We start from the raw sequence: 21,499 nt of genomic DNA on the forward strand, positions 1-21,499 counted from the left end.
CCCGGTCACCGCTCCTTCGGCAGGCCGAGTATCCGCTCGGCGACGATGTTCCGCTGGATCTGGGAGGTGCCGGCCGCGATCGTGTACGACAGCGAGGAGAGGCGGTCCAGGTTCCAGTCGCGGGCCAGGTCCAGGGCGTCGGGGCCCAGGACGTCGGCCGCCGTGTCGTACAGCTCCTGGCGCGCGTGGGAGTAGCGGAGCTTGAAGACCGAGCCGCCGGTGCCGGGCACCCCGCCCGTGCGGGTCGACTCGCTGACGTTCCACTGCGTGAGCCGCCACAGCGCGCCGAACTCCGCGTTCAGGCGCCCCAGTCGGCGGCGCAGCGCGATGTCGTCCCAGCGGCCGTTCTCGCGGGCGGCGCGGGCGAGTTCGCCGAGCGTGCGGCGACAGGCGACGACCTCGCCGACGAAGGCCGTGCCGCGTTCGAAGGAGAGGGTGACCATCGTGACGCGCCAGCCGTCGTTCTCCGCCCCGACCCGGTTCGCGGCCGGCACCCGCACCTCGTCCAGGAACACCTCGGCGAACTCGGTCGATCCGGCGAGCGTCCGAAGCGGCCGTACGGTGATGCCGGGCGCGTCCATCGGCATCGCCAGCCAGGTGATCCCGCGGTGCTTAGGGGCGTCCGGGTCGGTGCGGACCAGCAGCTCGCACCAGTCGGCGACCTCCGCGTGCGAGGTCCAGATCTTCGAGCCGGTCACCACGTACGCGTCGCCGTCCCGCACCGCCCGGGTCCGCAGCGACGCCAGGTCCGATCCGGCGTCCGGCTCGCTGAAGCCCTGGCACCAGATCTCGTCGCCGCGCAGGATCGGCGGCAGCCAGCGCTCGCGCTGCTCCTCGCTCCCCTCGGCGGCGATCGTCGGCCCCGCGTGCAGCAGGCCGACGAAGTTCGCCCCCACGTACGGCGCTCCGGCCTTCTCCGTCTCCTCCAGGAAGATCAGCCGCTGGGTCGGGGAGGCGTCCCAGTGGAGATCCGCGTACCCGGCGTCGTACAGCGCCCGCTGCCAGCCCGCGTCGCACGCCCGCCGGCCCGGCCAGTCGTCGGGCGAGGGCCTCGGCGGCAGCTTCGGCAGTGCCACCGCCAGCCACTCGCGCAGCCCGGCCCGGAAGGCCTCTTCCTCCTCCGTGTACGCGAGGTCCATCAGTCGAGGTCCAGGCCCAGCATCCGGATCGCGTTGCCGCGCATCAGCTTGTGGATCGTCTCGTCGTCGAGATCCTTCACATGGTCGAGCGCGACCTCCTTCGTGTGCGGGAAGGTCGAGTCGACGTGCGGATAGTCGGTCTCGAAGGTCGCGTTGTCCCGCCCCACGACGTCCAGCGACGCGACGCCGTGCTTGTCGCGGAAGAAGCAGCAGAACATCTGACGGTAGTAGTAGGTGGACGGCGGCTCCGGGATCAGGTCCCGCACCCCGCCCCAGGCCCGGTGCTCCTCCCACACGTCGTCCGCCCGCTCCAGGGCGTACGGGATCCAGCCCATCTGGCCTTCGCTGTAGGCGAGCTTGAGCGTCGGGAACTTCACCAGCACCCCGCTGAAGAGGAAGTCCATCATCGACGCCATCGCGTTGTTGAAGGACAGCGACGCCTGGACGGCGGGCGGAGCGTCCGGCGAGGCGGCGGGCATCTGCGAGGACGACCCGATGTGCATGTTGACGACCGTCCCGGTCTCCTGGCACACCGCGAAGAACGGGTCCCAGTACCCCGAGTGGATCGACGGCAGCCCCAGATACGTCGGGATCTCGGAGAAGGTCACGGCCCGCACGCCGCGCGCCGCGTTCCGCCGGATCTCCGCGACCGCCAGGTCGATGTCCCAGAGCGGGATGATGCAGAGCGGGATCAGCCGGCCCCCGCTGTCACCGCACCACTCCTCGACCATCCAGTCGTTGTACGCGCGCACGCACGCGAGCGCGACCTCCTTGTCCTTGGCCTCGGCGAAGGTCTGCCCGCAGAAGCGGGGAAAGGTGGGGAAGCAGAGGGAGGCCTCGACATGGTTGAGGTCCATGTCCTCCAGCCTCGCCTTGGGGTCCCAGCAGCCGCGCCGCATCTCGGCCCGGGTGATGCCCTCCAGCGTCATGTCGTCGCGGTCGAAGCCGACGGCGGCGATGTTGCGCTTGTACGGGAACTTGAGGTCCTCGTAGATCCACCAGTCGGTCGGCGGGCCGTCCGGGTCCATCGTGATCTGGTACTTGCCGCCGACGTACGCGAGCTCGCCGATGCCGGCGGTGAGCGGCTGGGGCCCGCGGTCCCGGTACTTCGCCGGCAGCCATGTCTCGAAGAGATGTGCGGGCTCGATCACATGGTCGTCGACGCTGATGATCCGAGGCAGTTCCCGTTCCATCGGGTCCCCTCCGCTCTGGCGGTCCTGACGCGTTCTGACGGGTCGTCAGATAGCAGGCTAGCCCCGCACCCCTGGACCGACAAGGCGACCGGCCCTACGCTCTCCGCACGATCTGACCAACCGTCAGCTCCATCGGAGGGGGACATGACCGCCGTGACCGACACCGCACACGCCCTTGGCGCCTCCCGCACCCTCTGGGAGCTGATCGACCGCCGCGCCACGCTCACCCCGGACCGGCCCGTGCTGATCCAGGACGACCGCCGGCTGACCTTCGGCGAGCTGCGGGACGGCTGCGAACGGGTGGCGGCCGGCCTGTACGGCATGGGCGTGCGGCCCGGCACCGTCGTCGCCTGGCAACTGCCCACCCGCATCGAGACGGTCCTGCTGACCGGTGCGCTGGCCAGGATCGGCGCCGTCCAGTCACCCGTCATCCCCTTCTACCGGGACCGGGAGGTGGGCTTCGCGGTACGCGAGTCGAAGGCGGAGTTCCTCGCTGTTCCGGGCGAGTGGCGCGGCTTCGACCACACGGCGATGGCGGGACGGCTCGGTGCGCGCGGCGTCTTCGAGGCGTACGACACCCTGCCCGCCGACGACCCGTCCGTGCTGCCCCCGCCGCCGGCCGAGGGCACGTCCGTGCGCTGGATCTACTGGACCTCCGGCACCACCTCCGACCCCAAGGGGGTGCTGCACACCGACCGTTCGCTGATCGCGGGCGGCTCCTGCCTGGCGCACGCGCTGCGGCTCACACCCGAGGACGTCGGGTCGATCGCTTTCCCGTTCGCGCACATCGGCGGGGCGGACTATCTCGTGATGCTGCTGCTGTACGGCTTCCCCGCGGTGCTCTTCGAGAAGTTCGCGCTGCCGGACGCCCTGGAGACGTACCGCAAGCACGGCGTCACGACGGCCGGCGGCTCCACGGCCTTCTACTCCATGTTCCTGGCCGAGCAGCGCAGGCGACCCGGGGAGCCGGTCGTCCCCACCCTGCGGCTGCTGGCCGGCGGGGGCGCGGCGAAGCCGCCCGAGCTGTACCACGCGGTCGTCCGGGAGATGGGCGTCCAGCTCACGCACGGCTACGGCATGACCGAGGTGCCGATGATCACCATGGGTTCACCGGACGACACCGCGGAGAACCTCGCCACTACGGAGGGCAGGCCCCCCGAGGGCATGGAGATACGCATCGTCGACGGCGAGGTGCGACTGCGCGGGGAGGCGGTCTGCCAGGGATACCTGGACCCGGATCAGACCGCGGCCGTCTTCGACACGGACGGCTTCCTGATCACCGGGGACCTCGGGCACCTCACGCCGTCGGGGCACCTCGTCCTCACCGGCCGCCTCAAGGACGTCATCATCCGCAAGGGCGAGAACATCTCGGCCAAGGAGATCGAGGACCTGCTGCACGAGCATCCGGGCGTGGGGGACGTGGCCGTCATCGGCCTCCCGGACGCCGACCGCGGCGAGCGCGTCTGCGCGGTGATCGAACAGCCCCCGGCCGCGCCACCGCTGACGCTGGCCGCGGTCACGGCGTACCTGCGGGGCACGGGTCTCGCCACCCACAAGCTGCCGGAGCAGTTGGAGAGGGTGGAGGCCCTGCCGCGCAACGAGACGCTGCGGAAGGTCCTGAAGTACAAGCTGCGCGAGCGATTCGGGGCGGGTGCCGGGGCCGACGGAGGGTGAGCCGCGGGCCGTGGCGGCGCCTTTTCTCTCCCCTGCCCGCCCCTTCCCGCACGGGGACAAGCCCCCGGCCCGCAGCCCTCAGCCCGGGGGGCGTCTCCGGCACCGAGCCGCGGCCGGGGTGCCCGCCCTCGGGATCGAGCCCCGCCCGCAAACGGGGTCCGTGGCGGCACCCGGGTACGGAAAGGGGTGGGGAGGGGCTGTGGGGCGGGCAGGGGCTGTGCCGACAGGCCGGCTCCGCCGCGTGGGCCCGCCGCAGGTCCTACGGCTCCGGCGTGACGTAGTACGCCGCGAACGCCGCCAGGATCTGGTCCTCGCTGATACGGCCGTCGCCGTCCGCGTCCAGCGCCCGCGCCACCGCCTCGCACCGATCCGGTTCGACCCCCAGCACCCGCAGCACCCGCGCCGCGTTCGGCGGAGTGACCCCGTCGCCGTCCACGTCCGCGATGGCGATCACGGCGTGGAGGAAGGGGCGGGCGATCTCGGCGAAACGGTGGGGGTTGTCCCGCAGTCTCTTCACCGCGCCCGTCACGAACTCCTGGCGCGTGACCCGCTGGTCGCCGTCCACGTCGGCGATCCCCGCCATGCCCTGCCAGAACGCCTCGGCGCCCGAATAGAGGGCCTGCCCCTTGTCGGAGCGTGCCGTCGTGCCGAACTCGGCGAGCAACGAGGCCGCCGCCCTGTTGAAGTCCTCACGGTCGATGTAGCCGCTGCCGTCCTGATCGAACTCCGCGAACCGGTGGGCGATCTTCCGCTCGTACTCTGCGCTGTCCATGCGGGGAGGGTACGTCGACATGACCGGGTCCCGCTCCCGTTACGCGGAGAGGGGCTCGGCCTCCTCGTCGACGGCCGCGGCCACGTCCTCGTACACGTCGAAGAGCCGGCGGACGCCCAACGCTGCCAGCACCCGGTTCACATGCGAGTGGTCGACGGCGCCCCGCGCCGGGAGGATCAGCCGCAGCCTGCCCTGGCAGGACCGCATCAGGCGGCGGGAGGCTATGAGCACGCCGACGCCGCTGGAATCGCAGAACTGCACCCCGGACAGGTCGAGGACCAGATCGCGGCGGCCCAGTGCCACAGCGTCGTGGACGCGGCGGCGGACCACGGGCGAGCTGACCAGATCGAGCTCGCCCCGTATGTGCAGCACGGTCCACGAACCCTGCTCCGCCCGGTCCACCTTGAGCATCACGCGTCCGGCCCTCCTCGTCGTCGAGATACGGAAGCCTGCCTTCCAGGCGCCGCTTCCCAACAGTCCCGAGATCAAACCCAGGGAGGCGTACTTGCCGCAAAGACGGGTGCGCCGGAGGCGCGGCCCACTACATTCGAGAGGACGACGGCAGCAGCAGGTGCGAACATGCGGAGGGTTTGGGGGCGCCGGATGGTCAAGGACACACCACCCCGCTGGGACCGCAGGATGCAGCAGCGACTGGCGCGGGGCGAGGCCGCCGCGCTCGGCGAGCTGTACGACCGGTTCGCCTCGCTCGTGCACAGCCTGGCCCACCGGGTGCTGGACGACGACGCGGCGGCGGACCAGGTGACCCGTGAGGTCTTCGGCTATGTGTGGGAGAACCCCGACGCGTACGACCCCAAACAGGGCAACATGCGGTCCTGGGTGGCCCGGCTCACCCACCGCCAGGCCGTGCACCGCCTGCGCGAGCAGGAGGCGGCGGTACAGGCGGAGAGCGGCGGCAGCACCACGGAGGATCTGGAGCAGAAGATCCGACGCGCGTCGGTCGCCGCCCGCGCCGACTACATCGTGACGTCGATGCCCGCGCCGCTGCGGGCCGCACTGGAGCTGGCCTACGTCCAGCGCAGGGACTACCGGCAGACGGCTGCCGACCTCGGGGTGACGGAGGACGAGGCACGGCGGCGGCTCCGGCTCGGCCTTCAGCTGCTGTCCACGGCGAACACCCGCCCGCTCGTCGAAGGCTCCTCACCGCCCGGATACGGACGCTCGCTGTGACCGGCCCACTCGACGACGGCCGCGACGCAGACGAGCCCGAGGACGGGCCCGGTGCCGCGCCGCGCATACCGGGGCCGCGGGCGGCGGGTGACGACCTGACGCCGCCGCCGGTCCTGCCCGAGCCGGTGCCGCCGGAGGAACCCGCGGCCACGGACCGGCTGCCCCACGGCGTGCTGAAGTCCCTGCTGGGCGCGTGGGCCCTGTCCGCGTGCTCCGCCGAGGAGACCACGGCCGTGGAGGAGCACCTCACCGAGTGCGCCCCGTGCGCGGACGAGGCGCTGCGGCTGCGCGACGCGGTCGGGCTGCTGCACACGGACCGCGACCTGGACCTGGACCCGCTGCTGCGGTCCCGGGTGCTGGAGAACTGCCTGGGCCGCCGGCCCGCCCGTATCCCGGTGCCCGCGTGGGCGACCCCGTACGACGCGGAGACGGCGCGGCTCGACGCGCTGCTGCGGGACATCGGCGACTCGGAGTGGCACACGCCGCTGCGCCTGAAGTGGTTCGACGGCACGGAGGCGGTCAGCCGCAAGACGACGGTCGCGGGTGTCATCGGCCACCTGATGTCCGTGGACGGGCTGGTCGCGTCCGCGCTCGGCCTGGAGGACCCGGCGGGCGAGGCCGCGCCGCGCTCGCCGTCCGACCGCACCGAGCGGTACTGGCGCTCCGCGCACTTCCCGCCGACGCGGAGGATCCGGATGCCGTGGCGCGAGCAGAGCCACACGCTGGTGCGGACGGTCTCGTTCGCGGGCCGCGGGGTCGCCGAGCTGTCCGTGTCGTACGGCGACTTCGCGCTGCCGCTGCGGGACTCGCTGCTCGACCGCGCCTTCGAGTGCTGGGTGCACGCGGACGACATCGCGAACGCGGTGGACTATCCGTACGATCCGCCGAGCGCCGCGCATCTCCACCACATGATCGACCTGGCGGCCCGGCTGCTCCCCGCGGCCCTGGCCGCCCGCCGCCGCGCCGGCCTCGCGAGCCCCGCCCGTCCACCTGGTCACGGCGGGCTCACCCGGTCGCTCGCTGCACCTGGAGGTCGAGGGCGCGGGCGGCGGCCACTGGTACATCGCCCTGGACTCCCCCGCCGCACTCGGCGACCCCGGCCACGCGGTGGCCCAAGTCGCGCTCGACGCCGTCGAGTTCTGCCAGCTCGTCGCCGGGCATGTCTCGCCCGCCGAGGCCGCGGCCGGCCAGGACGGCGACCGCGAGGCGATCCGCGACGTCCTCTTCGCGGCGGCTTCCCTGTCTCGGCTCTGACCGTCCGACCGGGCGACCACCGACCGAGCGGGCGGGCGGGCCCAAACGGGCGGAACTTGTCCCTCTGCGTGCCCCGCCTCGTACGCCTAGGCGAAGACCACCGTGCGGTGGCCGTTGAGCAGGATCCTGTGCTCCGCATGCCACTTCACCGCGCGGGCCAGCGCCTGGCACTCCACGTCGCGGCCGATCGCCACCAGCTGATCCGGCGTCACCTCGTGTCCGACGCGCTCGACTTCCTGCTCGATGATCGGGCCCTCGTCGAGGTCGGCCGTCACATAGTGGGCGGTCGCGCCGATCAGCTTGACGCCGCGCGCGTGCGCCTGGTGGTAGGGCTTCGCGCCCTTGAAGCTGGGGAGGAAGGAGTGGTGGATGTTGATGATCCGGCCGCTCAGCTGCTTGCAGAGGTCGTCGGACAGCACCTGCATGTAGCGGGCCAGCACCACCAGCTCCACGTTCTCCGCCCGCACCAGCTCCAGCAGCTGCGCCTCGGCGTCCGCCTTCGTGTCCTTGGTGACCGGGATGTGGCGGAAGGGGATGTCGTACGACGCGACGAGCTCGGCGAAGTCGGTGTGGTTGGAGACGACCGCCGCGATGTCCACCGGCAGCGCGCCGATCCGGGACCGGAAGAGCAGATCGTTCAGGCAGTGGCCGAATTTGCTGACCATCAGCACGATCCGCATGCGCTCCTCGGCGCGGTGGATCTGCCAGTCCATCTGGAACGAGTCCCCGACGGCGGCGAAGCTTGCCCGCAGCTTGTCCACCGTCACCGGCGCCTCGGCCGAGAAGTGCACCCGCATGAAGAAGAGACCCGTGTCCCGGTCTCCGAACTGCCGGCTGTCCTCGATGTTGCAGCCGGTGATGAAGAGATAGCTGGAGACGGCGTGCACGATGCCCTGTTTGTCCGGGCAGGAAAGCGTGAGGACGTACTGGTCGGTCATCTTCGTAGGGTGCCACACCCCCTCGGGCACCGGCGGCCCCGTCCGTCAGGCGGAACACCGGGCGGACGGCCGGGCGGAACGTACGCTCCGGCTCACGCCGAGCGGGTCATGATCCGCAGCACTTCCAGCGTCCGCGGCGGCGCGTCCGGGTCCTCCCCGTCGTTCGTCGCCAGCCGTACGTGCGCCTCGCGCGCGGCCCGTACGGCCTCCGGCCAGCCGTGGTGCTCCATGTACGCCGACACCGGCGCGTCCGGACCCACCTGGTGCATGATCCTCAGCACCCGCAGCACGGCCACGTCCACCAGGGCCGCCTCTCCCGAGTCCCGGAAGATCGTCCCGACGTACTTTTCGGCGGACCAGCTGTCCAGCCAGGTGTCCTCGACCAGCCGGTACACGGCGTCGGTGACGTCGCCGTACCCCTCGCGGCCCGCCAGCCAGGTCTCCTGGTGGAAGGCGGGGTCGGAAAGCATGTGCAGCGCCGAGCGCACATTGCTGCGCCAGCGCCACCAGGGCATGTCATTGAGCGGCATGTCGCCCATGGTGGAGGAGCGACGGCCGCGACGGGAAGAGTTCATTGACGTTCACCTCGTGAGCTCGGTCCTTGCGAGCTCCGCCATGAGGGATTCGTGCACGTGAGACCGTCCCACCGAGGGCACTGAGGGCACTGCATCGAAGCTTGCACGCATCGATCGTACGTTCCCCACAACTCGGTGATCTCCAGCCCCTGCAATTCACCTTCTGGTCACTTTTCGTTGAAGTGTCCTCACTCCAGCGTTACCCACGAGGCGGAAATGTGCATGCCCATGACCGGATGGCGACTTTCCTCCTCCCCCCGCCCCTACAGGACCGCGACGCTCGTCGCCGCGTGCATGGCGGCGGTCGGAACCTCGCTGTCGGGATGCGGTGTGCTCCCTGGTGCCACGGGGGACTCCAGGGAGCCCGTCACCGTCATGACCTTCGCCCCGGACGAGACCAAGGCGACCAACATGCCCGGGATGCCCGCCATGGCGGAGGCCTACGCCCGGTACGTCAACTCGCGCGGCGGCATCGACGGCCACGAGCTGCGCGTCCTCACCTGCAACGAACACAACACGCCGACCGGCGCCGCCGCCTGCGCCCGGCGCGCGGCGAAGGAGGGGGCGGTCGCCGTCGTCGGCTCCTACAGCCAGCACGGCCGCGCGTTCATGGCGCCGCTGGAGGCGGCGGGCATTCCCTACATCGGTGGCTACGGGGTCTCCGAGGAGGAGTTCACCAGCTACCTCTCCTATCCGGTCAACGGCGGCCAGGCCGCGCTGCTCGCCGGCAACGGGCAGCAGCTCGCCACCGGCTGCGAGAAGGTCTCCCTGGTCCGGCCCGACAGCGTCACGGGCGACGATCTGCCCGTCCTGCTGAACGCCGGCCTGGCCCGGGGCGACGGGAAGCCGTCCATCGACGTCAAGGCGGCGGAGGACTCCACCGAGTACACGGAGAAGGCCGAGGAGGCGCTCGACGAGGCGGGCGACGACGACGGCTGCGTCACCGCCGTGCTCGGCGAGCGTACGGAGACGTTCTTCGACTCCTTCCGACGGCTGCGCGAGAGCGAGGAAAAGGAAGGCGTCCGGATCTCCTCGGTCCTCAGCTCGGTGGACCAGCCGCTGATCGACCGTATGGGCGGCGCGAGCGGGCCCTTCGAGGGCGCGTTCATGACCGGGTGGTACCCGGACGCGAGTGACACCCGGTGGGGAACGATGCGCGAAGTGATCCGCGAGCACGCGTTCGGCGACAACCGGATCGACGCGGCGGACGCGGGTGTGCAGACCACGTGGATCGCGTACACGGTCCTGAATAAGGTCATCGAGTCCCTCGACCGCTCCGAGATCACCCCCGGCGCGCTCGCCCACGCCCTCGACGGCGGCGTCCGCGTCGACACGGGCGGCATCACCCCGCCGCTGCGCTGGCGCTACGAGGACATGCTGGGGACGCCCGGATTTCCCCGAGTGGTGAACCGAAGCGTGACCTTCCAGGTGGTGCGCGACGGCCGGCTGGTGGCCCAGAAGCAGGGCTTCGTCGACGTCAGCACGACGATGCGGGACTCGCCGACGGCGTAGCCGCAGGGCGGGGGGCCTTGCGGCTCCGCCGCGGGCCCACCCGCCGGTACCGGCGGGTGGGCCCGGCGTTCGAGTGCGGACACTCCGGCTCACCGGGCTGCACGGTCCGATTCCCGGCCCGTCCGTCGCTCGCGGACGGGCACCCGGGCGATACGGGGCTCATCCCCAGCCCGATCGATGTCCCGAGACGGACACCCCGGCCGACCTGGCGACACCGGCACACACGAAGCCCGTTCCGGCGCTCCAGGACGGAGACACGCCTGCTCACTCGGCAATACGGACTCTTCCCAGCCCGTCCGTCGCTCGAGGAGGGACACCCCGGCTCACCCGCCGGTCCGGCGCACCTCGGTGGCGCTCGAGGGCGGACGCCCCGGCCAACCCCACGGCCCGGGGCGCACTCTCAGTCCCTTCGGCGACGGACGCGCCCGGGGGCGTCAGAGCTGCCGGGGTTCGCGCTTCGTGAGGCCGTACGTGGTGGCGATGGAGTTCCAGAGGCCGGAGGCCTCCTGCTTGGCCTTGGTGGCGTCGCCGCTGGCCCGCGTCGCCTGCGCCGACTGGCTCGTCTGGCGCGCCTTGCCGTCGCGGCAGCCCTTCTTGCCGTCGACCTGGCCCGCCCACGCCGCGTAGTGGTCGTCCGCCTTCGCGGAGGCCTCCCAGGCCTCGGTGAGGGCCTTGGTGAGCGCCGCGTTGTCCGGGAGCTTGTCCACGGACAGGCCCTCGAGGCGGGTCACGAGGCCGCGGCGCTGCTCGGCCGCGCCGCGCAGATCCTCGGCGGCCCGGTCGAGGTTGTCGCACCTCCTGATCGAGTCGACGGCGGCGATCACCGCGTCACGGCTGTCGCCGCTGTCCGCGAGGAGCTTGTCGAGGGCCTCGGCCTGGCCCTTCGCGGGGTCGGCCGCGCCGGCCGTCGAGCCGGGCGAGGTGGCCGCGGCGACGGTCTTGTCGTCGTTCTGGCCCTTGTCGTCGTCGCCGCCGCCGAACATCAGCGCGCTCGCGCCGAGGCCGAGCACGGCGCAGCCGACGACGACCGCGGCGATCAGCGGTACCCGCGAGCGGCTGCGCTGCTGCGGCTCGTCCGCGTAGGGGGGCTCGTAGGGGGGCTGGTACTGCGGCGTGGGCTCGTACGACTGCTGCGCGTACGACTGCTGAGGGTGCGGCTGCGGCGGCACGGGTGGCAGGTACTGCGTGGCCTCCGCCCCGCCGCCGGCCGCTGCGTCCTCGCTGCGGAAGAGGTTGTCGAACTCGGCGGGAGGCTGACGGTCGCCGGGCGCGCCGGGGCGGACCCCGTACGGGGCGCCCTGCGGTACGGGCGGCAGATACTGGGTGGCCTCCGCGTCACCGCCCGCGGCAGCGGGCTGCATCCCGAGGAGCTGCGTCGACTCGGCGGGCTTCTCGTACGGGAGGGGTGCCCCCGCGGCGGGCTGGAAGGGCGCGATGTACTGGGTGGCGTCCGCGTCTGGCGCGGCAGCCGGGAGCTGCCCGCCCGTCTGCGCGTACTGGCCCGGCAGTTGTGCCGTGCCCCCGGCGTCGTACGGCGGCAACGGCTGGGCGGCCTGGTGCGGCTGCGGGAGCTGCTGGTGCGGCGGCAGCGGTTGCGCGTACACCTCGGGCTGCCCCGGCATCTGCTGCGCGTACACCTCGGGCTGCCCCGGCATCTGCTGCGCGTACACCTCGGGCTGCCCCGGCATCTGCTGCGCGTACGCCTCGGGCTGCCCCGGCATCTGCTGAGGCTGAGGCTGCTGATACGGCTGCGGCTGCCCCTGCTCGGGACCCCACGGCTGACCCCAGGGCGCCCCGCCCGCCGGAGCGACCTGCTCCCCGCTGACGCCTGGTATCCAGGGTTCGCTGCCGTCCGCGGGCAGCACGACACCTTCGTGCGCGGGCTGCGCAGCCGGAAGCTGCGCCTCGTCACCCTGTCCGCTTCGCGTCACCGGGACTCCTACACGTAAACCTACGGAATCGTCGGTTCACGCTACCGGGTGCATCAACCCCTCCGCACACACGTGTGGCCGCCGTAACAAGATCGCGTCGCAAGACGCTGTTCAACGCCGCCCGTTCACGCCGCGCGCAGCTCCGTCCTCGCCGCGAACTCCCGTACCGCGGGCTCGTTCCCGTACGGCTCCAGCCGGTACTGGAGGTCCTCCAGGTATTCCGCGCCCCGGCCGGACCTCAGTGTCCCGAGCAGGTCCACCGCCTGCGTGCCCGTCCGGCAGGCCGCCTCCACCTCGCGCTGCTGGACCTGCGCCGACGCGAGCAGCACCAGCCCGATCGCGCGGCGGCGGGCGCGGGACTCGGGGTGGCCCTCCAGGGAGTCGGCCGCGAGGCGGGCGGCCGCGTCCGCCTCACCCAGGTCTCGGTGGCAGTGGGCCAGCTCGTCGGCCAGATACGCATGATCGAAGTGGGCGATCCAGGCCGGGTCGTCCCCCGACTCCGCGCCGGCCCGCTCCAGCGCCGTCAGCGCCTTGCCGGCGACCTGGTGGCAGGCCCGGGCGTCGCCCAGCAGCGCGTGGCCCCGCGCCTCTGCCGCGTAGAACATCGCCTCCGCGCGCGGCGTCACCTGCCCCCGCGCACCCTCCTGTGCCGCTCGCGCGAGCTGAGCGATCTCCCGCGGGTTCCCCAGCTGCGCCGCGAGGTGGCTCATCGACGCCGCCAGGACGTACCCCCCGTACGCGCGGTCGCCCGCCGCCTGCGCCAGCCGCAGCGCCTGGATGTAGTAGCGCTGCGCGAGCCCGGGCTGGCCGGTGTCCACCGCCATGTACCCGGCGAGTTCGGTGAGCCGCGCGACGGCCGCGAAGAGCTGCCGGCCCACCGGCTCCCGGTACGAGCCCGAAAGCAGCCCCGACACCACACTGTTGAGGTAGTGGACGACGACCGGTCGCACATGCCCGGCCCCGAAGCGGTGGTCCAGCGTCTTGAGCGCCTCCGTCATCGCCCGTACCGCCTCGACGTCCGACACCCCCACCCGTGACCCCGCCGTGCGCGCCACCTGCGCGTCCGCGGCCGTGATCAGCCAGTCGCGGCTGGGCTCGACCAGCGCCGACGCCGCGACCGTCGCCCCGGACAGGAAGTCACGGCGGCCCACGTCACTGCGCCACAGCTCGCAGACCTGCTCGATCGCCCCGAGCACGGTCGGCGCGAACTGCAGCCCGACGCCCGACGCCAGGTTCTTCCCGTTCGCCATGCCGATCTCGTCGATCGTGACCGTGCGCCCGAGCTTGCGGCCCAGGGCCTCCGCGATGATCCCCGGCGCCCGCCCGCGCGGCTGCTGTCCGCGCAGCCAGCGCGCCACGGACGTCTTGTCGTACCGCAGATCGAGTCCGCGCTCCGCGCCGACCAGGTTGACCCGGCGGGCCAGCCCGGCGTTGGAACACGCGGCTTCCTGGATGAGCGCCTGCAGCCGTTCGTTCGGCTGGCGGGCGACGAGTGGCCTCGCTGCCATGACTACCCCCTGTACCGGACCGCCCGGTTCGTGATCTCCGACCGTGGTCTTCCACCGCGAGCTCGCCCCGCGATCTTCAATCACGATCTTCGATCGAGTTCATGATCTTCAATTGATAACTTCCCGGCGTTATCCGGAGAATGCCGCTGAGCTCGGACGATTACGGGTGAATGACGCTCACCCGCAAGGGGCTACCCTCCCGCCCGGCCCCGGCCGCACGCGCGCCCCCGCCCATGCACCCATGCGCCCCAAATGCAGGATCGATGCGCCGTGCCCCCGCCCGTGCGCGCCCGTAACCCGCGCTGACGGGGGGAGTTGTGTTCATCGTGGAAGAGACCATCGGCGTGGAAGCCGCACAGATCCCCAAGCAGCGGGGCGAACAGCTGCTGGACAGCGCCGTGCGGTATGCGGAGGACCGCCACTGGGACGTGTTCCCCGGCACCTGGCTCGAGGCCGTCGACGGCGCGGAGCGGTGCTCCTGCGGCGCGCCCGCGTGCGAGGCGCCGGGGGCGCACGCCGCCCGCCCGGACTGGGCGAGCCAGGCGACCGGAAGCGCCGTCGTCGCGCGCCGGCTGTGGGGGAAGCAGCCGAAGGCGTCGATCCTGCTGCCCGCGGGACGTACGTTCGACGCGCTGGACGTCCCGGAGTCCGCCGGCTTCCTGGCGCTGGCCCGGATGGAGCGGATGGATCTGATGCTCGGCCCGGTGACCTGCACCCCGGACCGGCGGATGATGTTCTTCGTCCTTCCCGGCGGCGCGGCGAAGGCCCTCGATCTGGTACGGAAGTTGGGCTGGGCACCCAGCTCGATCGACCTGGTGGCACGCGGCGAGGGCCACTACGTGGCGGCGCCGCCGACACGCATCGGCGGTCAGGGCGCGGTGCAGTGGGCCCGCCGCCCCACGCAGGCCAACCGCTGGCTGCCGGACGCGGAGGAGCTCATCAGCCCGCTGGCCTACGCGTGTGGACGGGAGGCAGCCGCCGGGCGGGCACGCCGATCGTAGTGTTGTTCCCGTACATACGGGGACAACGGAGGGCGGCACACCATGCCGGACCAGAATGCGACCCAGGAACCGGGCCGCACAGAGCTCCAGTCGGCGGGCGGTACGCCGGAAACGGCACCGCCCGCCGTCCGCGTGGAGGGACTGTGGAAGCGGTTCGGTGAGCAGATCGCCGTCGCGGGCATCGATCTGACCCTGCCCGCGGGCAAGTTCATCGGCCTGGTCGGGCCGAACGGCGCCGGCAAGACGACGACGCTGTCGATGGTGACCGGGCTGCTCCGCCCCGATCAGGGCCGCGTCGAGGTCGCCGGCCACGACGTGTGGAAGGACCCCGTCGAGGTCAAGGGCAGGATCGGTGTGCTGCCCGAGGGACTGCGGCTCTTCGAGCGGCTGTCCGGACGCGAACTGCTCGCCTACACGGGCCGGTTGCGCGGGCTGCCCGGTGACGAGGTGGACAAGCGGGCGGCGCAGCTCCTCGACGTACTGGATCTCGCGGGGGCACAGCACAAGCTGGTCGTCGACTACTCGACCGGTATGCGCAAGAAGATCGGCCTGGCCGCCGCCCTGCTGCACAATCCGCAGGTGCTGTTCCTGGACGAGCCGTTCGAGGGCGTCGACCCGGTCTCGGCGCAGACGATCCGCGGAGTGCTCGAGCGGTACACCACGTCCGGGGCGACCGTCGTCTTCTCCAGCCATGTGATGGAACTCGTGGAGTCGCTCTGCGACTGGGTCGCCGTGATGGCGGCGGGCCGGATCCGGGCGCAGGGCACGCTGGAGGAGGTACGGGGCTCGGCGTCGTCGCTGCAGGACGCGTTCCTGGAGCTGGTCGGGGCGAGCGGCCGGGACACCGGGGACTCGCTGGACTGGCTGGGCGGCGGCGGTTCGCGATGACGACTGCCACGGACGCGACGACTCCGACTCCCCGGACGGCGGCTCCGATGACGACTCCGGCCACCGCCGCGCTCACCGCCGTGTTCGTACGGCTCAAGCTGTCGCTGCTCGCCAACGGGCTGCGCCAGTCCACCGGCCGCCGGGCCGCCTTCGTCGCCACGGCCGTCGTGGCGCTGCTCTTCGCGGCCGCGCAGCTCATCGGGCTGATCCTGCTCCGCGGCGAGGCGAACGCGGCCACGGTGGTGGTGCTGCTGGTCGCCGTGCTCGCGCTCGGCTGGACGTTCATGCCGCTCTTCTTCCCGAGCGGCGACGAGACGCTCGACCCGACCCGGCTGGTGATGCTGCCGCTGCGTCCGCGCCCGCTGGTCTCCGCGCTGCTGGTGGCGTCGCTCGTGGGCATCGGCCCGCTGTTCACGCTCTGTCTGGCGGTGGGCGGCGCGCTGGCGCTGGCGCACGGCGCGGGAGCGGTGCTGGTCGCGGTGGTGGCCGTACCGCTGACGCTGCTCGTGTGCGTGGCGCTTGCGCGGGCGGTCGCGGCGGCCAACATCCGGCTGCTGACCTCGCGCAAGGGCCGCGACCTGGCGGTGCTCAGCGGTCTGGTGATCGGCGTGGGCATCCAGTTCGCGACCTTCGGCGCACAGCGGATCGGCGCGGCGGGCGGCCTCGCGGCGCTGGAACCGGTGGCGGACGTCGCGCGCTGGCTCCCGCCGGCCTCGGCGATCGGCGCGATCGACTCGGCGGCTTCGGGCTCGTACGGTACGGCGCTTGCGCAGCTGGCGCTGTCCGTGGCCGCGCTGGGTGTGCTGCTGTACGCGTGGCAGCACAGCCTCACCCGGCTGATGACCAGCCCTGACGGCTCGACCCTCGCGGCCGCGTCGGAGCCGAGCCGCAAGGCGTCCGAGGGCCGGCTGCACCGGCTGCTGCCCGGCGGGCGTACAGGCACGGCCATGCAGCGCAGCCTGCGCTACGTCTGGCGCGATCCGAAGACGAAGACGGCGTGGATGACGGCGCTGGTCATCGGTGCCATCGTGCCGGTCTTCAACGCGCTTCAGGGCACCGGCTCGATCTACTTCGCGTGCTTCGCGTCGGGAATGCTCGGCATCCAGATGTACAACCAGTTCGGGCAGGACACCTCCGCGTTCTGGATGGTGGCCCAGACGATCTCGACACCCCGCGACGCCTACGTCGAACTGCGCGCCCGCGCGCTGGCGTTGGCGCTGATCACGCTTCCGTACACGGTCCTGGTCACCGTCGTCACAGCGGCGATCCTGGGCAACTGGGAGGCACTCCCGGAGGCGCTCGGACTGGCGGTCGCGCTGCTGGGCTCGATGCTGGCGACGGGCGCGGTGGCGTCGGCCCGCTTCCCGTACTCCATCCCGCAGGACAGCGCGTACAAGAACGTCGCGCCGGGTCAGGGCGGGCTGGCCTGGATCTCCATCTTCGGCGGAATGATCGCCTCGGCTCTGTTGTGCGCCCCGGTGATCGGGCTCACGATCTGGCTGAATGCCGCGAACGCGGAGTCGGCGCTGTGGAGTCTGCTGCCACTGGGGCTCGCGTACGGCGCGGTCGCGGCATGGGGCGGACTGCGGGTCGCCGCACCCCAGACGGCGCAACGGCTGCCGGAGATCCTGACGGCGGTCAGCAAGGGCTGACGGGCCGCGGCCCCCCGCAGGCGCCCTGGGCCCCGGCAGCAGACAGGGCCAGGGCGCCTTGGGTGCGTACGTCGGGACAGAGGCGCCGGTCGGTGTGAAGGGTTCGTATGCGATGTGCGCATCGACGGACGACAACACCGGCGCCGCCGTGGCTGACGTGACGCCTGTATGCGGCACTGCGCACCGGAACCCGATCGGCCCAGGGGCCGCGGGCGCGAACACACCGGAGGTCGGCGAAGAAATCAGCACCCGATCGGCCGAGGCGGACGCCCGATGTTTTCCGGTCGAAGGGACGCGTGGGGCAGTGCTCCAAGATGGAACCAATTCCCGAAACAGGCAGGTCAACGGATCGTTTCGGGTTGTACCACCAGACCTTGTCCATATGTTGGACACTCGGGCGTCCATCCCGCGCACCCCCTCCGAACTGCCCGAACGACCGTTCGGTCCCCCCACCGGAACGTGTGCGGCCGGAAACAGGCGCTGGATGTGCGATCACTGTACGCATCAGCAAGACTCCCGAGCGCAATCGCACTCACCAGCGAAAGGGATTCACCTATGCGTTACATCGTCAGCACATTCGGTGCGACGGCCTCCGCGGCCGCCCTCCTCCTCGCCGTGGGCGGGGCCGCACACGCGGCGCCGCCCGCCCAGCCGGCCGGGCTCTACCCGCCGTCGGCTCTGGTGCTGACGGTCGGCAAGGGCGACCAGGCCGCGACGGTCACCGCCGAGCGCGCGGTGACGCTGAGCTGTGCGCCGACCCCGGGCGGCACCCACCCCTCGCCCACGGCGGCGTGCAAGGAGCTGAACGCGGTGGACGGCGAGTTCGGTCAGCTGTCCCGCGCGGTCGGCGGCCCGTGCACCCGTCAGTGGGACCCGGTGACCATCACCGCGGACGGTGTCTGGCAGGGCAAGCGCGTCAGCTGGTCGGCCACGTACGGCAACGCGTGCGAGATGCGCTCGAGCCTCACCGAGGCCGCGGTCTTCGCCTTCTGAGCCATCCGAGCCACCTCCCCGCCGCGGCGGACCGGGTCAATGACGGTGGTCCCGGTCCGCCGCGCTCCCGGCCGGCGTCAACCGGTGCACGAGAGCGAGGCAGGGCGCGGCCGGCGCGGGACGAGCAGCGCGGCGGCTCCCGTCACGGACGCTCCTGTCACGGCGTCAGAACGCCGTCCAGGAACGACTCGATCGCGCCGCGCCAGGCGGCGGGCTGGTCGTAGTGGACGAGATGGCCGGCGTCCGGGACCTCGGCGTACCGGCCGCGGGGGAGGACGCGGACCATCTCCTGGGCCTCGGCGCGGCCCAGTTCGCCGTCGAGGCCGCGGACGACGAGCGTGGGGCACTGGACCTGGGCGAGGGAGTCCCAGTGGGCGTCGTGGACCCAGGTCTCGCGGGAGGTGAGCATCTGGCGGCGCGAGAAAACCGGGCGCCAGCCGTCCGTGCCCTCGGCCATCACCTCGGCGAAGAACTCACCGCGCGCGGGGTTCGGGCGCTCGACCCAGGGGTCGTCCTCGCCGAACCACTTGCGGACGTCCGCGAGGGTCGCGAAGGGGACGGGCCAGCTGCGGAACCAGTCCTCCCATTCCCGCTGGGAGGCCGCGCCCAGTGCGGAGGCGCGCATGTCGCAGATGACCAGGGCCTGGACGAGGTCCGGCCGCTCGGCGGCCAGCTGCCAGGCGGTGAGGGCGCCCATGGAGTGACCGATGAGCGTGACCGGGGCGAGGCCCAGGTGCTCCACCGCGGCCGCCGCGTCCGACACGTACGCCCCGCGCGTGAACGAGCCGTCCGCCGGCTTCTCGCTGCGCCCGTGGCCCCGCTGGTCGAGCGCCACCGCGCGATGCCGCTCGGCGAGCCAGCGGGCCGTGGACGCCCAGTGCGAGGCGCGGCCCATCAGCCCGTGGAGCAATAACACGCCCTGGGTGCGGTCCGTCTCACCGCGCCCCTTGGGCGGATCGGCGAACTCCCAGGCAGCGAGGCGTACGCCGTCCGCTCCCGTCACGTCGATGCGCCGCGCCATGGTTCTGGCACCCCCTTCTGTCCCCCGCGGATTCCGAAGCGAACAAGCAGTGATCGACAAGCGATCGAGTCACGCCAGACTATCGAACTTCCATTCGAAAACCGTGATCCCGCGACGAACACCCCTCGTTCGAGTGACCATGCTCAAGGATTGACGCGCGTCGCCGAGGGGAGATCTTCTGCGGGAGGCGGGCCGCTCGGGGAAACCGGTCCGAGGGGAGCGACCCTGAGAGCTCGGGGCTCCGGGTCGCACAGGGGAGGACAGGCCCCGGCGCCCTTGGGCGCCGGGGCCCTCCCTGTGTCGGTACGGCATGCGCCACCCCCAGCCATATGCCTCAGCTCAGCGTCGCACGCGAATCGCCCGGGCGCTGCTATTCCGGCCGGAAAGCGCGTTCTCACGTGTGTCCATGAGTGCGAACGCATCAGTCGCGCCCGCACCGCGCACGGGGGGCAGGGATGACCGCGCCCGCACCGCATGCGCGGTGCGGGCGCATCAAGAACTCCAGGAGCGCCGGGACGCCAGGGGGAAGGCCTCGGGCCGCTCAGGCGAAACCGCGACGTCAGCGCTTCGCGACGAACACGTGCGACGCCACGTCCGCCTCCAGCTCCGCCGCCTCGCCGCTGCTGCCCACGAGCACACCGCCCGCGGACTCCGTCACGCTCACCACGGAGCCGGGCTGCACGCCCGCACGCCGCAGCGTGTACATCAGCTGGGCGTCCGTCTGGATCGGCTCGCCGATCCGCCGGACCACGACCGTCTTGCCCTCGGCGCCCGCGTCCAGCTCGGCCAGGCTCACCATGGAGTCGTCCAGGAACGGGTCGGCCTCCGCCTTCTCGCCGAGCTCCTCCAGACCCGGGATCGGGTTGCCGTACGGAGACTCCGTCGGGTGGCGCAGCAGCTCCAGCACGCGCCGCTCCACCGCCTCGCTCATCACATGCTCCCAGCGGCACGCCTCGGCGTGGACCTGCTCCCACTCCAGGCCGATCACATCGACCAGGAGGCACTCGGCGAGCCGGTGCTTGCGCATCACGCGCGTCGCCAGCCGCCGGCCCTCGTCGGTGAACTCCAGGTGCCGGTCACCCGCGACCGTGACCAGTCCGTCGCGCTCCATCCGCGCCACGGTCTGGCTGACCGTGGGGCCGCTCTGGTCGAGCCGCTCCGCGATCCGGGCGCGCATGGGGACCACGCCTTCCTCTTCGAGCTCGAGGATGGTGCGGAGGTACATCTCCGTTGTGTCGATCAGTCCGGACATACGTGCCCCTCGATGCTGTGACAAAAGAATCGTGCGCTGGCCCTGCCTCAATTCTGACGCATAGCACTGACAACCGGGCCCCACCGTGAGAACCCGTATTGACAGAGCCATGGTCCGGACCGCAACGTGATCCGCGACACGACGAGAAGGGGCCACCGCAATGAGCGAGAACAAGCTGGCCGGTCGGTTCTTCGACGCCGCGATCGGCCTCCTCGAGCGCGTGCGCGACGAGGAGGCGGACACCATCGCCGCCGCCGGCTCCGCCATCGCGGACACCGTCGCCGCGGGCGGTCGGCTCTTCGCTTTCGGCGCGGGCCACTCCTCGCTCGCCGCCCAGGACGTGGTCTACCGCGCCGGCGGCCTCGCCCTCATGAACCTGCTCACCGTGCCGGGCGTCGTCGGTGTCGACGTCATGCCCGCCACACTGGGCTCCGCGCTGGAGCGCGTGGACGGCCTCGCGGGTGCGGTCCTCGACTCCAGCCCCGCCCGCTCCGGCGACCTGCTGGTCATCATCTCCCTGTCCGGCCGCAACGCCCTCCCGGTCGAGATGGCCATGCACGCGAGGGCCCTCGGCCTGACGGTGATCGGTGTGACGTCGGTGGCGTACGCGACGGAGACCCTCCCCCATGGTCCTTCGGGCACGGGAGGCACCCCCTCCCGGCACGTCTCCGGTACGTACCTCAAGGACCACTGCGACATCGTCCTCGACTCGAAGATCGCGGTCGGGGACGCGGAACTGACCGCCGAGGGCATCGAGGCCCCCTTCGCCCCGGCCTCGACCGTCGTCACGAGCGCGCTGATGCAGGCGACGATGGCGGCCGCGGCGGGCGAGCTCGTCGCGCGCGGCATCGAGCCGCCGCTGCTGCGGTCCGGGAACGTCGACGGCGGCCACGAGTGGAACGGGCGCGTCATGGACGCGTACGGGGACCGGATCTTCTACCGGCGCTGAGCCGCGCACGTCCGGGTCTCACGCCCGGCAGCGCCATGAGACCGCAGCGCGGTCACATC

General features: G+C 71.9%; 18 protein-coding genes and 1 pseudogene. 9 read left to right on the top strand and 10 right to left on the bottom strand.

Annotated elements, in window-relative coordinates:
* Positions 1–5: 5 nt before the first annotated feature.
* Complete coding sequence (locus ABT078_RS13240) at positions 6–1,139, bottom strand: acyl-CoA dehydrogenase (RefSeq protein WP_351226978.1); 1,134 nt, start codon at positions 1,137–1,139, stop codon at positions 6–8.
* Positions 1,139–2,332, bottom strand: coding sequence for an amidohydrolase family protein (locus tag ABT078_RS13245; protein WP_351226980.1), 1,194 nt, complete (start codon positions 2,330–2,332; stop codon positions 1,139–1,141). Before ABT078_RS13245 ends, ABT078_RS13240 begins: the two co-directional genes overlap by 1 nt.
* 153 nt (positions 2,333–2,485) lie before the next feature.
* Between ABT078_RS13245 and ABT078_RS13250 the strand changes: the two genes are divergently transcribed.
* Positions 2,486–4,006 carry a class I adenylate-forming enzyme family protein gene (locus ABT078_RS13250; protein ID WP_351227125.1) on the top strand — a complete coding sequence of 507 codons (1,521 nt, stop codon included), beginning with the start codon at positions 2,486–2,488 and terminating at the stop codon, positions 4,004–4,006.
* Between the two features lie 259 nt (positions 4,007–4,265).
* On the opposite strand, the gene ABT078_RS13255 is transcribed toward ABT078_RS13250, so the two are convergent.
* Both ABT078_RS13255 and ABT078_RS13260 read right to left on the bottom strand, forming a co-directional pair.
* Entirely contained in the window at positions 4,266–4,778 is a 513-nt protein-coding gene (locus tag ABT078_RS13255) for an EF-hand domain-containing protein (protein WP_351226982.1), read from the bottom strand.
* 39 nt (positions 4,779–4,817) lie between these two features.
* Entirely contained in the window at positions 4,818–5,192 is a 375-nt protein-coding gene (locus ABT078_RS13260; RefSeq protein ID WP_351226984.1) for an STAS domain-containing protein, read from the bottom strand.
* Positions 5,193–5,381: 189 nt separating this feature from the next.
* On the opposite strand from ABT078_RS13260, the gene ABT078_RS13265 reads away from it, so the two are divergent.
* Together ABT078_RS13265 and ABT078_RS13270 are read left to right on the top strand one after the other, a co-directional pair.
* Positions 5,382–5,966 carry a sigma-70 family RNA polymerase sigma factor gene (locus ABT078_RS13265; RefSeq protein ID WP_351227127.1) on the top strand — a complete coding sequence of 195 codons (585 nt, stop codon included), beginning with the start codon at positions 5,382–5,384 and terminating at the stop codon, positions 5,964–5,966.
* A pseudogene (locus ABT078_RS13270) lies at positions 5,963–7,220 on the top strand (zf-HC2 domain-containing protein). Before ABT078_RS13265 ends, ABT078_RS13270 begins: the two are co-directional and overlap by 4 nt.
* A gap of 86 nt (positions 7,221–7,306) precedes the next feature.
* Here the strand turns inward: ABT078_RS13270 and purU are convergent.
* Positions 7,307–8,158 carry a formyltetrahydrofolate deformylase gene (gene purU, locus ABT078_RS13275; protein ID WP_351226986.1) on the bottom strand — a complete coding sequence of 284 codons (852 nt, stop codon included), beginning with the start codon at positions 8,156–8,158 and terminating at the stop codon, positions 7,307–7,309.
* Positions 8,159–8,250: 92 nt separating this feature from the next.
* A complete protein-coding gene (locus ABT078_RS13280; protein WP_351227129.1) occupies positions 8,251–8,697 on the bottom strand; it encodes an SCO4402 family protein in 447 nt (148 codons plus the stop codon).
* 264 nt (positions 8,698–8,961) lie between these two features.
* Between ABT078_RS13280 and ABT078_RS13285 the strand changes: the two genes are divergently transcribed.
* Positions 8,962–10,245 carry an ABC transporter substrate-binding protein gene (locus tag ABT078_RS13285; protein ID WP_351226988.1) on the top strand — a complete coding sequence of 428 codons (1,284 nt, stop codon included), beginning with the start codon at positions 8,962–8,964 and terminating at the stop codon, positions 10,243–10,245.
* 434 nt (positions 10,246–10,679) lie between these two features.
* Here ABT078_RS13285 and ABT078_RS13290 read toward each other — a convergent pair whose 3' ends face one another.
* Both ABT078_RS13290 and ABT078_RS13295 read right to left on the bottom strand, forming a co-directional pair.
* Positions 10,680–12,176 (bottom strand): hypothetical protein, encoded by a 1,497-nt coding sequence (locus tag ABT078_RS13290; protein ID WP_351226990.1) that lies wholly within the window; start codon positions 12,174–12,176, stop codon positions 10,680–10,682.
* Between the two features lie 125 nt (positions 12,177–12,301).
* Positions 12,302–13,684, bottom strand: a complete 1,383-nt coding sequence (locus ABT078_RS13295) for an NsdA family TPR-like regulatory protein (RefSeq protein WP_351226992.1) — start codon at positions 13,682–13,684, stop codon at positions 12,302–12,304.
* A 317-nt stretch (positions 13,685–14,001) separates the two neighbouring features.
* On the opposite strand from ABT078_RS13295, the gene ABT078_RS13300 reads away from it, so the two are divergent.
* The 4 genes from ABT078_RS13300 to ABT078_RS13315 all read left to right on the top strand — a co-directional run bounded on the left by ABT078_RS13300 (position 14,002) and on the right by ABT078_RS13315 (position 18,218).
* On the top strand, positions 14,002–14,685 hold the full coding sequence (locus ABT078_RS13300; RefSeq protein WP_351226994.1) for a bifunctional DNA primase/polymerase: 684 nt from the start codon (positions 14,002–14,004) through the stop codon (positions 14,683–14,685).
* Between the two features lie 42 nt (positions 14,686–14,727).
* Positions 14,728–15,573 (top strand): ABC transporter ATP-binding protein, encoded by an 846-nt coding sequence (locus tag ABT078_RS13305; RefSeq protein WP_351226996.1) that lies wholly within the window; start codon positions 14,728–14,730, stop codon positions 15,571–15,573.
* Positions 15,574–15,620: 47 nt separating this feature from the next.
* Positions 15,621–17,225, top strand: a complete 1,605-nt coding sequence (locus ABT078_RS13310; protein ID WP_351226998.1) for a transporter — start codon at positions 15,621–15,623, stop codon at positions 17,223–17,225.
* A 555-nt stretch (positions 17,226–17,780) separates the two neighbouring features.
* Positions 17,781–18,218 carry a subtilase-type protease inhibitor gene (locus ABT078_RS13315; protein WP_351227000.1) on the top strand — a complete coding sequence of 146 codons (438 nt, stop codon included), beginning with the start codon at positions 17,781–17,783 and terminating at the stop codon, positions 18,216–18,218.
* A gap of 157 nt (positions 18,219–18,375) precedes the next feature.
* Here the strand turns inward: ABT078_RS13315 and ABT078_RS13320 are convergent, their stop codons facing one another.
* Positions 18,376–19,239 carry an alpha/beta fold hydrolase gene (locus ABT078_RS13320; RefSeq protein ID WP_351227002.1) on the bottom strand — a complete coding sequence of 288 codons (864 nt, stop codon included), beginning with the start codon at positions 19,237–19,239 and terminating at the stop codon, positions 18,376–18,378.
* 559 nt (positions 19,240–19,798) lie between these two features.
* Entirely contained in the window at positions 19,799–20,491 is a 693-nt protein-coding gene (locus ABT078_RS13325) for an iron-dependent transcriptional repressor DtxR (protein WP_351227004.1), read from the bottom strand.
* Between the two features lie 160 nt (positions 20,492–20,651).
* On the opposite strand from ABT078_RS13325, the gene ABT078_RS13330 reads away from it, so the two are divergent.
* Complete coding sequence (locus tag ABT078_RS13330) at positions 20,652–21,440, top strand: SIS domain-containing protein (RefSeq protein WP_351227006.1); 789 nt, start codon at positions 20,652–20,654, stop codon at positions 21,438–21,440.
* Positions 21,441–21,499: the final 59 nt, after the last annotated feature.

Source organism: Streptomyces sp. NPDC002133, assembly GCF_040296405.1.
Taxonomy (GTDB): domain Bacteria; phylum Actinomycetota; class Actinomycetes; order Streptomycetales; family Streptomycetaceae; genus Streptomyces.